This window comes from Thermocrispum municipale DSM 44069 (genome assembly GCF_000427825.1).
In the GTDB taxonomy this organism is placed as follows: Bacteria; Actinomycetota; Actinomycetes; order Mycobacteriales; family Pseudonocardiaceae; genus Thermocrispum; species Thermocrispum municipale.
The window spans coordinates 142,240-154,954 of the sequence record NZ_ATYT01000005.1 but is presented as its reverse complement, the minus strand read 5'-3'; the positions used below and the strand labels follow the sequence as shown (position 1 = coordinate 154,954).

Sequence of the window (12,715 nt, the reverse complement as noted above, 5' to 3'; positions counted from 1 at the left end):
ATTGATGAGCACCCTCGACCGGGAAATCGTCGCGACCACCGAGGACGTCGACCGCCGTCTTGCCGCCGCGGCCGGCGCGGCCGACGAGTGGGGCCAGTGGAAGCCCCGGCGCAGAGCCGATGCGCTCTCAGCCGTCGCCGATGCGCTGGACGCGCGCAGCGCCGAGCTTGTCGCCGCCGCCATGCAGGAGACCGGCCTCGCCGAAGCGCGACTGGTAGGCGAGATGAAACGAACCACCGTCCAGCTTCGGATGTTCGCCGACCTGCTGCGCGACGGGTCGTATCTCCGTGTCGTCATCGACCGGCACGATCCCGAGTTCGTTCTCGGCCCTCGACCCGACCTGCGCCGCTGGCTGATTCCCGTCGGCCCGGTGCTGGTGTTCGCGGCCAGCAATTTTCCGTTCGCGTTCTCCGTTGCGGGCGGGGACACCGCGTCCGCGCTCGCGGCCGGGTGCCCGGTACTGGTGAAGACCCACCCCGGCCACCCGGAGACTTCCCGACGCACCGCGGAGATCGTGCGCTCCGCGCTGGCCGGTAACGGCGCCCCAGAGGGCACGTTCGACGTGATCGCAGGCAAGGAAGCCGGGGTGCAGGCGCTGCGAGACCCGCGCGTCAGCGCGGCTGCGTTCACCGGATCGGTCGCCGGCGGGCGCGCGCTGTTCGACATCGCTGCCTCACGTCCGACGCCGATCCCGTTCTACGGTGAGCTCGGCAGCATCAATCCGACTGTGGTCACCCTCGAGGCGACGCGTGAACGCGGTGCGCAGATCGCCGAAGGATTCGTCGGGTCGTTCACCCTGGGCGCGGGCCAGTTCTGCACCAAACCGGGGGTGCTCCTCCTGCCGAACGACACCGATATCCCCGATCAACTGATCAAACTCGTCGCGGACGTTCCGCCAGCCAGGTTGCTCACGGCCGCGATAGCCGAGCGCTACCAGGAACGGACCGACCAGCTCGCCCAGGTGCCCGGGGTGCGGGCCCTCGTCACCGGCGGCCAGGTCGCACATCCGTCCGGAGTCCCCGCCGTCACCCCGACCCTGTTCCACGCCGGCTCGGTACAGAACCTGTACCGCCATCGCGACGTCCTGCTCGAGGAGAACTTCGGCCCGTCCGCCGTGCTCGCCCAGTACGACTCGGACGACGACATCGTCAGGATCCTCACCGCCGTCGAGGGGACCCTGACCGTCACGGTGCACACATCGGAAACGCCCGGACCAGCGGAGCAGGATCGCCTCACTCGGCTATTGGATCTCGCGGCCAAACGCAGCGGCCGGATCGTGTTCAACCAATGGCCGACCGGCGTCTCGGTCACGCCTGCTCAGCAGCACGGCGGCCCGTACCCGGCCACGACGGCCGTATCGCACACGTCCGTGGGCACTGCGGCTGTCGAGCGGTTCCTCCGCCCGGTGACCTACCAGAACGCGCCCGACGACCTGCTGCCTCCGGCACTTCGGGAGGACAATCCGTGGCGACTGCCTCGAACGGTGAACGAGCCGGGTCAGGCACAGCGCTGGCACTGAGTCGGCCTGTGCCCCCGACGGGACTCGAACCCGCACTCGATCGGTTTTAAGCCGACTGCCTCTGCCAATTGGGCTACGGGGGCGGAAAAAGCCTAGCGCGCTCGAGCCCGGCAGCGGCCGGCCGCTCGCATCGGACCGATGGAGGCCCGCCGCTCGCGTCGGACCCTGCGGCGACCAGCCACATGCGCCAGACCTCCGGAAGGGGCCGGCCACTCGCGTCGAACCTGGGCAGGGCCGCGCCCACCGGCCCAGGCGAACCCCGTACAGCCCACGGGCTCGGCAAGCCCGCGTACACCCCACGGACTCGGGCAGTCCGCGGACAATCGCCAGCCGGCAAGCTCGCGACCTCCCCGCCGACTTATACAAGTGTGTAAAATCTCCCCGCATGGTGACGCAGCACACGGATGTCCTCATCATCGGCGCGGGCCTGTCGGGAGTCGGGGCGGCTTGCCACCTGCGCCGGGAGATGCCCGAGACGACGTTCACCATCTTGGAGAAGCGCGACACGATCGGCGGCACGTGGGACCTGTTCCGCTACCCCGGTGTGCGGTCCGACTCGGACATGTACACCCTCGGATACCGGTTCAAGCCGTGGCCCGAGCAGAAGGCGATCGCGGACGGCCCGTCGATCCTGCGCTACGTCAAGGAAACCGCCGCTGAGTACGACGTCGAGCGACACATCCGGTACAGGCACGAGGTCATCGCCGCCGAGTGGTCCAGCGACGACGCCAAGTGGCGGGTCACCGCCGAGCACGACGGCAAGAAGGTGGAGTTCACCTGCAACTTCTTGTGGTCGTGCAGCGGCTACTACGACTACGAGAACGGCTACACGCCGCAGTTCGACGGGGTCGAGGACTTCACCGGCACGGTGGTGCACCCGCAGCACTGGCCGTCCGATCTGGACTACCGCGGCAAGCGGGTGATCGTCATCGGCAGCGGGGCGACCGCGGTGACGCTGGTGCCCGCGATGGCGATGGGCGACAACGCAGCCGAGCACGTCACCATGCTCCAGCGTTCACCGACGTACATCTTCACCGCGCCGTCTCAGGACCCGTTGGCCAATCTGCTGCGCAAGGTCCTGCCGGAGGAAGCCGCCTACTTCCTCAACCGGTGGCGCAACATCCTGACGCAGACCGGCTTCTACCAGCTCAGCAGGCGCAGGCCGCAGCTCGTCCGCCGCCTGCTCAAGCGGTTCACCGCCAAGCAGCTCCCGCCCGGCTACGACGTGGACCGGCACTTCTCGCCGAGCTACGACCCGTGGGACCAGCGCATGTGCCTGGTACCCGACGGTGATCTGTTCAAGGCCATCCGCAAGGGCAAGGTCGACATCGTCACCGACCACATCGATCGGTTCACCGAGAAAGGCATCCGGCTGCGCTCCGGTGTCGAACTCCCCGCGGACATCATCGTCACCGCCACCGGGCTCAAGCTCTTGGCGTTCGGCGGCATGACGCTCGCGGTCGACGGCAAGCCGGTCGAGCTGTCCGAGCGCATGGCCTACAAGGGCATCATGCTGTCCGGGGTGCCGAACTTCGCCTACATCCTCGGCTACACCAACGCGTCCTGGACGCTGAAGGCCGACCTGGCGTGCGAGTACGTCTGCCGGGTGCTACGGCACATGCGCGACAGCGGCAGCAAGCGGTGCGAGCCGGTACCCGACCCGGACGTGCGGCCCGAGCCGTTCATCGACCTCAAGTCCGGCTACGTGTTGCGCTCCCTGGACCAGCTGCCCAAGCAGGGCGACCGGACGCCGTGGCGGCTTCGGCAGAACTATCTGCGGGACATCTCGGCGCTCCGGCACGGGCGGGTGGCCGACGGCGTGCTGACGTTCAGCCGCTAGTCCGGCCTGCTGGCCCGCTGGAACTCCGCGTGCGGGTCGTGCAGCTGGCCGAGCGAGAGGATGTCCCTGCGGAACAGCCCGCCGAGCAGCCAGTCCATCGTGATGCGCACCTTGCGGTTGAACGTCGGCATCGCCTTCACGTGGTAGGCGCGGTGCATCGCCCACGCCGGCCAGCCCTTGAGCTTGATGCCCAACGTGTCCGCGACGCCGCGACCGAGGCCGAGGCTGGCCACCGACCCGAGGTTCTTGTGGTGGTAGTCCTTCAGCTCCTTGCCGCGCAGCCACCGGATCACGTTCTTCGCCAGGTGACGCGCCTGCCGGACCGCGTGCTGCGCGTTCGGCGGGCAGACCGCGTTCGGGTCCTCCTCGGTCCGCGACAGGTCCGGCACGCCTGCGCAGTCACCGGCCGCCCACACCTCGGGATGATCCACCACCTGCAGCGTCGGGTGCGTACGCACTCGCCTGCGGTCGTCCAGCGGCAGGTCCGAGCTCTTCAGCACCGGGTTCGCCTTCACGCCCGCGGTCCAGACAATGGTGTCCGAGTCGAACTCGGTGCCGTCGGAGAGCACTACGTGCCCGTTCTCGAACGACTTGGCCAGCGTCGACAGGTACACCTCGACGCCGCGCTTCTCCAGCGCCCGCACGGTGTAGGCACCCAGCGTCGGGCGCACCTCGGGCAGGATGCGGTCCGCCGCGTCGATCAGCACCCAGCGCAGGTCCTTCTCGTCGATGTTCTCGTAGAACCGGGTGGCGTAGCGAGCCATGTCCTCCAGCTCACCGAGCGCCTCGACACCCGCGAAGCCACCACCGACGAACGCGAAGGTCAGCTTGCGGCGGCGCACGTCCGGGTCGGTGGTGCTGGCCGCCTGGTCCATGCGCGACATCACGTGGTTGCGCAGCCAGATGGCCTCACCGATGCTCTTGAAGCCGATACCTTCCTCCGCGAGGCCGGGAACCGGGAGCAGCCGCGCGACCGAGCCGAGCGCGACGATCAGGACGTCGTAGCTCAGCTGCTCACGCTCACCCGCGGCGGTCTCGATGGTCACCGTGCGGTCGGCGTGCTTGATCTCCTGCACCCGGCCGTTGAGCACATGGCACCGGCGCAGCACCTGCCGCAGCGGGACGACCACGTGCCGCGGCTCGATCGACCCAGCAGCCGCCTCCGGCAAGAAAGGCTGGTAGGTCATGTGCGGTTGCGGATCGACGACGGTCACCGACGCCTCGTTCGCGCGCAATTTGCGCTGCAAACCCAGCGCGGCGTACAACCCGACGTATCCTCCGCCGAGGATCAAAATTCGCTTCGGTCCAGCCTTCTTGGCAGCCATGGCTCTATCGTTGCACTCCCCGCTCGGTATCGCCGCTGGAACGGGGTCCAGCGATCGCGTGCGTCACAGTCGGGCCGCGGATTTCGCCCGAGCGAGCACTTTCTTGATCATTTCTGGCGTGAGTTTTCCGGTGAAAGTGTTCTGCTGCGAAACGTGGTAGCAACCGAATAGTCGCAATCCGTTCACGTCGTATTCCACTCCGTGTCCGAAGCGCGGTCGGGGCTTCGGGACCTGCCACCCGGCCGAAGGCAGCGCGTTCAACGTCGCCTGCCAGCCGAAGGCACCCAGCACCACGACTGCCCGCAGGTTCTCGAGCAGTTGCAGTTCGCGCACCAGCCACTGCTTGCACGTGTCGCGCTCGGCCGGAGTGGGCTTGTTCGCAGGCGGGGCACAGCGCACCGGAGCGGTGATCCGCACACCGAACAGCTCCAGACCGTCGTCGATGTGCGTGCTCATCGGCTGCGACGCCAGGCCGACGTCATACAGAGCTGCGTAGAGGACGTCGCCGGAGCGGTCCCCGGTGAACATGCGGCCGGTTCGGTTCGCGCCGTGCGCGGCGGGTGCCAGGCCGATGATCGCCAACGAGGCGTCCGCAGGCCCGAAGCCGGGGACCGGACGACCCCAGTAGTCCTGATCGGCGAAAGCAGCTCGTTTGGTGCGCGCGACCTCCTCACGCCAGGCGACCAGGCGCGGGCACGCCCGGCATTCCGACACCGCGGCATCGAGTTCGGCGATGCTGTCGGCCCGCTCGGCAAAATCCGTCACCCGTCCAGTGTGGACGCCTTAGAGTTGCCTGCATGTCGACCCCTTCCGCCGACTCCCGCGCCGAGGACAAGGACAAGCCCGCAGAGCCCAGCGACGAGCTCGTCACCACGCACCACACGCTGGAACTGCCGACCGGACCGCTGCGCTACACCGCGCAAGCCGGACGCGTCGTGCTGCGCAAGGAAGTGATCACGGACGGCAAGTCGGAAGGGCTCAAACCGGTCGCCGAGATCTTCCTGACCAGCTACACGCTCGACGACGCCGACCCGACCCAGCGCCCGGTGATCTTCGCGTTCAACGGCGGACCCGGCTCGTCCAGCACGTGGCTGCATCTCGGGCTGCTCGGTCCGCGCCGGGTGGTCTCCGGTGACGTCGGCGCCATGGAGCCGCCGCCGTACCGGCTCACCGACAACCACGAGACCCTGCTCGCGCATGCCGACCTGGTGTTCATCGACCCGGTGGCCACCGGCTACTCGCGGCCGGTGAAAGGCGAAGCCGACAAGGACTTCCTCGGTTTCACCGGGGACCTGGAGTCGGTCGGCGAGCTGATCCGGCTGTGGACCTCGCGCAAGGGCCGCTGGCTGTCGCCGAAGTTCCTCGCGGGCGAGTCCTACGGCACTCTGCGGGCCTCGGCGTTGGCCGAGCACCTGCAGTCGCGCTTCGGCCTGTATCTCAACGGGCTGATCCTGATCTCGGCGACGCTGGACCTCGGCACCGTGTTCGCCGACGCCAACAACGATCGCCCGTATCCGCTGTTCGTGCCGACCTACGCGGCGATCGCGCACTACCACGGCCTGCACGGTGACCGGCCGCTGCAGGAGGTGTTGCGCGAAGCGGAAGAGTTCGCGTCCCGGGAGTACCCGTGGGCGCTGGCACAAGACGCCCGGTTGACCGCCGAGGAGCGCGCGAGCGTGGTCACCAAACTGGCTCGGCTGACCGGACTGTCGGCCGACTACATCGACCGCGCGAATCTGCGGATCGAGCACATCCGCTTCTTCACCGAGCTGCTGCGCGACCAGCGCAAAGTGGTCGGCCGGATCGACGCTCGCTTCACCGGCCCGGAATCCGACTACGCACGGGAGCGATTCAGCTCCGACCCGTCGACGAACGCGCTCACCGGACCGTACGCCGCGGCGCTGAATCATTACGTGCGCGCGGAACTGAAGTACGAGAGTGACCTGCCCTACGAATTGATCAACATGCGGGCCAACGAGAAATGGTCGTACGCCGAGTTCGAAGGAAAACACATCAGCGTGCTGGACCGGCTGGCCGCGGCGATGCGCGCCAACCCACACCTGAAGCTGCACGTCGCGTTCGGCTACACCGACGGCGCCACGCCGTACTTCGCCGCCGAGCAGAGCCTGGCCCAGCTGGCCATCCCGGAACAGCTGCGGGAGAACATCGAACGGGCGTACTACCCCGCCGGCCATATGATGTACGTGCATCCCGACTCGCGAGTGCGCCAGGCGGCCGACCTCGCCGCGTTCGTACGGGCCAGCTCGAACCGATGATCAATTTCTCCCACCGGGCCGGTTAACGCGGTTCAACAATTCGGGTGAAGACGGTATTCCCGCAGCGTATGAGGCATAACCCACATACCGTTAGCCAAGGTAATGAGCTAAACTAACAAAGTACCGTCCCCTACTCCTTCCAGGAGGCGAATTCACCCCAGTGCGTCACATGTTCCGCTCGTTGCGGCATCACGACTACCGGCTCTACTGGTCGGGAATGTTCGTATCCAACGCCGGGACGTGGATGCAGCGGGTCGCCCAAGACTGGCTGGTGCTCGTCACCCTTGGCGGTGGCGCGACCGCCGTCGGCATCACCACGGGACTGCAGTTCCTGCCCTTTCTGCTCGCCGCGCCGTTCGGCGGGGTGCTCGCCGACCGGCTGCCCAAGCGGCAGCTGCTGATGGCCACCAACGGCTTCCTCGGCCTGGTCGGCCTGACCCTCGGTGTACTGGTGATGACCGGAACAGCGGAGATCTGGCACGTCTACGTGCTGGCTTTCCTGCTCGGCGTCGGTACGGCATTCGACAACCCCGCGCGGCAGGCGTTCGTGTCCGAACTGGTCGGCCAGGAGGACATCACCAACGCGGTCGCCCTGAACAGCGCCTCGTTCAACGGCGCCCGGCTGTTCGGGCCCGCGATCGCCGGCCTGCTGATCGCCGTGTTCGGACCTGGTCCGGTGTTCCTGATCAACGGTTTGTCGTTTGCCGCGCCGATCATCGCGCTGCTGCTGATCAAGCCGTCGGCGGTCCCGAGCGATCCCACGTCCGAAGACGACGACGGCCCCCTGGCCAGGATGGCCGCCGGTGTCCGCTACCTGCGCGGCCGCCGCGACCTGCTGATGGTCATGGCCGTGATGTTCGGTGTCGGCACGTTCGGCATGAACTTCCAGATGACCAACGCGCTGATGTCCGCGGACGTCTACCACCGCGGCCCGAGCGCGTACGGGCTGCTCGGCACCATCATGGCCATCGGCACGCTCAGCGGTGCGCTGCTCGCCGCTCGTCGCAAGGCACCCCGGCTGCAGGTGATCCTGACCGGCGCGGTGCTGTTCGGCGCGTTCGAAGCGGCTTCCGGCCTGATGCCGAACTACGAGGCTTTCGCGGTCACGCTCGTGCCCATAGGCGTGCTCACCATGACCGTGCTGACCTCGGCGAACGCTTACATCCAGACAACCGTCCCAGCGGGGATGCGTGGTCGCGTCCTGTCGCTGTACCTGATGTTGCTGATGGGCGGCACCCCGCTCGGCGCGCCCATCATCGGCTGGGTGGCCAACGAGCTCGGCGCTCGCTGGTCGCTGATCGGTGGCGGTGCGCTGACCGTCGCCGGCACCGTGATCGCCTACTTGGCGTTGAACACGCGGCCGGAGCGCGGCGTGCGCGCTCTGCTCGTGCACACCCAGCGGCGCCCGATGCACACCGCATCGAGCGCCGGCAAGGTGGCCGCCTGACGGCTGCTGATCCCACCACGAACACAGAGCCCCTCGGGTCCGCCCGAGGGGCTCTGTCGTCACCGGGCCTCCGGGTCCGCTCGAGGGGCTCTGTCGTCACCAGGCCACGGATCCTGGGCCCTCGAGCCATCCGAGGCTGCCGTCACCGGCCCTCGGGGCCGCCGCGGCTGTCGTCACCGGGCCTCGGGTCCTCGGGTCCACCCGAAGCTGTCGCCACCGGGCACGGGCCCAGCGGCAGCCCAGCCGTCGTGCCACTCCACGCAGCCCTCCGCCGACCCGGTGACCCATCAACCACCGTGGGCATGTCGATCGTTGCAGCCAGGCGGCAGGCACGGCGGATTCACCGCACCCGCACACGAGGAGAGCCCCTCGAAGGCGACTCCGAGGGGCTCTCCTGGTGGGGGTGGAGTGTTGGTCAGTCGGTCAGGAATCCGTCGCCGTGGCGGACCGCACCGAAGGCGTCCACCACGCCGTGGCCGTAGAAGCCGTTGAACTCCCAGTCACCCTCACAGGTCGCGGTCCAGGTCTCGTCGCGACCCTCGTCGAGGTAGTCGACCGTCCGCGGCTCCGGACACGGCGTGGCGATCGCGGTGCCTTCCAGGACCGCGCGCACCTTCTCCGGCGCGAGGCCGAAGTCGGCGCCCTCACCCGAGCCGTACTGCGACACGATCAGCGCGGCCACACCAGCGGCGTGCGGCGACGCCATCGAGGTGCCCTGCAGCGGCTGGTAGTAGGCGTACTCGCCGTCCGCGGTCTCCGCGCGCTGGACGCCCCATTCCTCGCCGAGCTCGGTGATGTCACCGTTCTCGTCGATCGTGCCCTCGGCCAACGCCACGTTCTTCGGGTACGCCGAGAGGATGAGGTTCGCGTTCTGCCCGTAGTCCGGCGTGCCGTAGTAGTCGCGGAAGTAACCACCCGGCGCGGACACCGAGATCCGCTCGGTGCCGTAGCTGGAGTAGTCCGCCTTCGCCTTCGACGGGCCGAGCGCCGCCACGTTGATCACGTTCGGGCCCTCGGTCGGCATGCTCAGGCAGGTGTCGTTGTCGATCTGCCGTTCCTTGGCGCTGTTCGACGGGAAGTTCGGGCTCGAGGTGTCCGGGAGCGGGTTGCCGCTGTCCTCGTGCTGGTTGCCCAGCGCCGACACCAGGGTGACGCCCTTGCCGTGCGCGTACTCCAGCGCCCTGGTCACCGCTTCCTTGACGGTGCGCTGCTGCGCCTGCTCCGCCGGCGAGTCCGCCGGGTTGTCGTCGCAGTTGTACAGCCACGGGTCGACGTAGAAGCTCATGTTCACCACGTCGATGCCGTGGTCACCGGCGTAGGTCAGCGCGTCGACCACCGGCTGCAGGAAGAAGTAGCCGGAGTCCATGCCCGCGCGCAGGTTGACCAGGGTGACGTTCGGGGCGACACCGGAGACACCGAAGTCGTTGGCCGCCGCACCGATGGTGGCCGCGACGTGCGTGCCGTGGCCGTTGTCGTCGTGGTCGTTGGGGTCGACGCAGCCACGGAACTCGCACGGCCCGTCCACCACTTCGCCGTTCGGATCGGTCGGCATGTCGACGGTGAAGTTGCGCGACAGGTCCTTGTCGAAGTTCGGCGCGATGTCCGGGTGGCTGCCGTCCACACCGGTGTCGATGACGCCGACGCGAACCTGCTTGTCACCCGCCTGTACGTCGCGCGCCAGGTGGGAGCGGACCATGGTCAGGCCCCACAGCTGGTCGTCCATCGGGTCCATGGCCGCGCGGGAGCTGCCCTTCTTGGCGGCCTTGGCGGACTTGCGCTGCTTGACCTTGCTCGCGCGGTGCTCACGCTCGATCTCGCGGCGCTGCTTGGCCTTGCTCTTCTCCTTCGGGGCGTAGCCGAGCGACTTCGCCTTGGTCGCACCGAAGACCGCGTCGTCCTTGGCGACCGCGGTGGCAAAGCCGTTCTCCGGGGCGCGCACCGTGAGCAGACCGACGGCCTTGTTGGCCTTGACGACCTCGCCACCCGCGGCCTCGACAGCCTCGACAACCTCGTCGACGCCGGCGCCGCGCTCGGCGAGCACGTTGAATTCCACGGTCTTGCCGGACACCGCCGGAGCCGCCATCGCGGGCACGGCCACTGCCGCGGTTCCCCCGGCGAGGGCCGCCGCCACCGCGGCGACGATCAACTTCCGTTTTCTCATCCGTTCCTCCGCCCTGTGTGGGATGGAGTGAACCTAATGCACGAAGCGGCGTGATGTGGGCACTTTGCCACGAATGGCGTGGGCCATTCGGGCTACCCGGAGACCTGATCGTTAGCCACCGAAAGAGAACGTGCTGACGGGGCGTGATCAGTCCGCCAGGCTCAGCGCGATGCCGTCCAGAATGTCGTGTTCACTGACGTGCAGATCGACCGGTCCGCCGCGCTCGGCGAGCATCTCACCGATGGTGTGCACGACCAGCGCGCCACCGCCGATGACGTCGACCCGCCCTTCGTGGATGACCGGGTTCTCGGCGCGGGTGGCGTGATCCTGCGCCAGCAGGTCGCGGGTGACCCGCTCCAGCTCGGCGTGCGTCACCGTGGACTGGTGGATCTGGTCCCGGTCGTAGCGCGGCAAGCCCTGCGCGACGCCGGACAACGTGGTGACCGTGCCCGCGACACCGATCCAGCGCCGAGCCCGCGTCACGTCGACAGCGTCGAAAGTTTCGGTGAGTACTTCGCGGGCGAACTGTCGTCCCGCGGCGATCTCGTCGGCCGTCGGTGGATCGGAACGCAGCACGCGCTCGGTGATGCGCACGCAGCCGACGTCGACCGACTTCGCGGCGAGTATCTTCGCCTCGCGGCCGTCCCACTCCCCCAGCACCAGCTCGGTCGACCCGCCGCCGACGTCGACCACCAGGAACGGCCCGTCGTCCGGATCCTGATCGGCGACCGCGCCGGTGAACGACAACCGGGCCTCGACCTCGCCGCTGATCACCTCGGCCCGCACGCCGAGCGTCTGCTCGGTCATGCGGAAGAAGTCCTCGCGGTTGCTCGCGTCCCTGGTGGCCGAGGTCGCGACCATGCGGACCCGCTCGACGCCCTTGCGCCGCGCGGCGATCGTGTAGGCGGCGAGCGCCTGGCGAGTACGTTCGATCGCCTCGGGCGCGAGTTGACCGGTGGCGTCCACGCCCTGGCCGAGCCGGACGATGCGCATCTCCCGGTGCAGGTCGCGCACGAACCAGGTTCCGTCGTGATTGGGCATGAGCTCCGCGACCAGCAGTCGGATGGAGTTCGTCCCACAGTCGATCGCGGCAACCCTAGGCATGCGCTCAGCCTAACGGACCGAGATCAGCCTGCGGCGCAGTCGCCGGACGGCCAGTCCTTGCTCACCAGCTCGAAGGTCTCGTCGCCGAACGGATTGACCCCGGGGCCGACGGCGAGCCGGTGGGCGAGGTGAACGTGCAGGCATTTGACCCGCGTGGGCATGCCGCCCGCGGAGACCTGGTGACCGAGCGGCTCGATGGCGTCACGCTCGGCCAGGTACTGCTCGTGCCCCCGCTGGTAGGCGGCGGCCAGCTCCTCGTCCTCGGCCAGCCGAGCGGTCATCTCGCGCATGATGCCGGACGCTTCGAGCCGACCGACCAGCGAGCACAGCCGCGGACAGGTCAAGTAGTACAGCGTCGGGAACGGCGTGCCGTCCTCCAGCCGCGGGCTGGTCTGCACCACGGCGGGATGTCCGCTCGGGCACCGTGCGGCGATGGCGCGCATGGCCCGCGGTGGACGGCCCAGCTGCTGGCGGACGATCTCCCGGTCCGCTTCGGTCACCGGCTCGAATTCCCTGCTCATCGCCGTCGAGGGTATCGCTCGCCGGTGGCCTCACTCCGACATACCCGACCACAGCTTCTCGAACCAGGCCGCGTCGATCTCGGTCCGGCCACCGGAGGTGTGTTCCTCCCCCGTCGGCGCGTCGCCGGGCAGCTGCACGATGTAGGGCGTCTCGCCGGGCATCACGTAGCGCAGCCGGCGCCGCGCTTCGGCCTCGATCTGCGCCGGGTCGCTCAGCGCGCGCTTCTTCCGTTCCAGTTCGGCCACCTTGCCGGTGAGCTGTTCCTTCAGTTCTTCCTGTTCGGCGACCTCGGCACGCTGAGCCAGGTAGGTGCGCAGCGGCACCGCAAGGGTGAATGCGAGCGCGCACACCACGAGGGCGGCGATGGCCGCGCGGCGGGTCGACGACAACCCGAGCGCGCGCGCCGCCCCGGCCAGCCGCTTGCTGCGCACGCCCTCGGCGACCCGGGCCCGGACGGTCGTCCGTGACCGGGACCGGGCCGCCGTGGCGGGGCCGGACTTGGGCCGGCCACGCGTCAGTTC

10 protein-coding genes and 1 tRNA gene are annotated in these 12,715 nt (G+C 68.5%); 4 read left to right on the top strand and 7 right to left on the bottom strand.

Annotated elements, in window-relative coordinates; all coding sequences use genetic code 11:
- Positions 1 to 4 precede the first annotated feature (4 nt).
- On the top strand, positions 5 to 1,519 hold the full coding sequence (locus YWM_RS0105945; RefSeq protein WP_211232440.1) for an aldehyde dehydrogenase (NADP(+)): 1,515 nt from the start codon (positions 5 to 7) through the stop codon (positions 1,517 to 1,519).
- A gap of 9 nt (positions 1,520 to 1,528) precedes the next feature.
- Here the strand turns inward: YWM_RS0105945 and YWM_RS0105940 are convergent.
- Positions 1,529 to 1,602 (bottom strand) — tRNA-Leu (locus YWM_RS0105940).
- A 302-nt stretch (positions 1,603 to 1,904) separates the two neighbouring features.
- Between YWM_RS0105940 and YWM_RS0105935 the strand changes: the two genes are divergently transcribed.
- Positions 1,905 to 3,359 (top strand): NAD(P)-binding protein, encoded by a 1,455-nt coding sequence (locus YWM_RS0105935; RefSeq protein ID WP_043659856.1) that lies wholly within the window; start codon positions 1,905 to 1,907, stop codon positions 3,357 to 3,359.
- Here YWM_RS0105935 and YWM_RS0105930 read toward each other — a convergent pair.
- A complete protein-coding gene (locus YWM_RS0105930) occupies positions 3,356 to 4,684 on the bottom strand; it encodes an NAD(P)/FAD-dependent oxidoreductase (RefSeq protein ID WP_028849940.1) in 1,329 nt (442 codons plus the stop codon). The genes YWM_RS0105935 and YWM_RS0105930 overlap by 4 nt on opposite strands.
- A 63-nt stretch (positions 4,685 to 4,747) precedes the next feature.
- A complete protein-coding gene (locus tag YWM_RS0105925; protein ID WP_028849939.1) occupies positions 4,748 to 5,449 on the bottom strand; it encodes a uracil-DNA glycosylase in 702 nt (233 codons plus the stop codon).
- A 32-nt stretch (positions 5,450 to 5,481) separates the two neighbouring features.
- Here YWM_RS0105925 and YWM_RS0105920 point away from each other — a divergent pair, with 32 nt between their 5' ends.
- Together YWM_RS0105920 and YWM_RS0105915 are read left to right on the top strand one after the other, a co-directional pair.
- Positions 5,482 to 6,960 (top strand): S10 family peptidase, encoded by a 1,479-nt coding sequence (locus YWM_RS0105920; protein ID WP_028849938.1) that lies wholly within the window; start codon positions 5,482 to 5,484, stop codon positions 6,958 to 6,960.
- Between the two features lie 169 nt (positions 6,961 to 7,129).
- Positions 7,130 to 8,407 (top strand): MFS transporter, encoded by a 1,278-nt coding sequence (locus YWM_RS0105915; RefSeq protein ID WP_028849937.1) that lies wholly within the window; start codon positions 7,130 to 7,132, stop codon positions 8,405 to 8,407.
- A gap of 415 nt (positions 8,408 to 8,822) precedes the next feature.
- On the opposite strand, the gene YWM_RS0105910 is transcribed toward YWM_RS0105915, so the two are convergent.
- From YWM_RS0105910 to YWM_RS0105895, 4 genes are all read right to left on the bottom strand, one after another.
- Positions 8,823 to 10,568, bottom strand: a complete 1,746-nt coding sequence (locus tag YWM_RS0105910) for a S8 family peptidase (protein ID WP_028849936.1) — start codon at positions 10,566 to 10,568, stop codon at positions 8,823 to 8,825.
- Positions 10,569 to 10,715: 147 nt separating this feature from the next.
- Positions 10,716 to 11,672 (bottom strand): Ppx/GppA phosphatase family protein, encoded by a 957-nt coding sequence (locus tag YWM_RS0105905; protein ID WP_028849935.1) that lies wholly within the window; start codon positions 11,670 to 11,672, stop codon positions 10,716 to 10,718.
- 23 nt (positions 11,673 to 11,695) lie between these two features.
- Positions 11,696 to 12,193 carry a DUF501 domain-containing protein gene (locus YWM_RS0105900; RefSeq protein WP_028849934.1) on the bottom strand — a complete coding sequence of 166 codons (498 nt, stop codon included), beginning with the start codon at positions 12,191 to 12,193 and terminating at the stop codon, positions 11,696 to 11,698.
- Positions 12,194 to 12,223: 30 nt separating this feature from the next.
- The gene (locus YWM_RS0105895; RefSeq protein ID WP_245565935.1) at positions 12,224 to 12,625 is read right to left on the bottom strand and encodes an FtsB family cell division protein; all 402 of its coding nucleotides are present in this window, start codon (positions 12,623 to 12,625) and stop codon (positions 12,224 to 12,226) included.
- Positions 12,626 to 12,715: the final 90 nt, after the last annotated feature.

Excerpts from the sequence above, each read along its gene's own strand:
- YWM_RS0105945 (WP_211232440.1), top strand. The coding sequence starts at position 5 with ATGAGCACCCTCGACCGGGAAATCGTCGCGACCACCGAGGACGTCGAC.
- YWM_RS0105935 (WP_043659856.1), top strand. The coding sequence starts at position 1,905 with ATGGTGACGCAGCACACGGATGTCCTCATCATCGGCGCGGGCCTGTCG.
- YWM_RS0105930 (WP_028849940.1), bottom strand. The coding sequence starts at position 4,684 with ATGGCTGCCAAGAAGGCTGGACCGAAGCGAATTTTGATCCTCGGCGGA.
- YWM_RS0105920 (WP_028849938.1), top strand. The coding sequence starts at position 5,482 with ATGTCGACCCCTTCCGCCGACTCCCGCGCCGAGGACAAGGACAAGCCC.
- YWM_RS0105915 (WP_028849937.1), top strand. The coding sequence starts at position 7,130 with ATGTTCCGCTCGTTGCGGCATCACGACTACCGGCTCTACTGGTCGGGA.
- YWM_RS0105910 (WP_028849936.1), bottom strand. The coding sequence starts at position 10,568 with ATGAGAAAACGGAAGTTGATCGTCGCCGCGGTGGCGGCGGCCCTCGCC.
- YWM_RS0105905 (WP_028849935.1), bottom strand. The coding sequence starts at position 11,672 with ATGCCTAGGGTTGCCGCGATCGACTGTGGGACGAACTCCATCCGACTG.
- YWM_RS0105900 (WP_028849934.1), bottom strand. The coding sequence starts at position 12,193 with ATGAGCAGGGAATTCGAGCCGGTGACCGAAGCGGACCGGGAGATCGTC.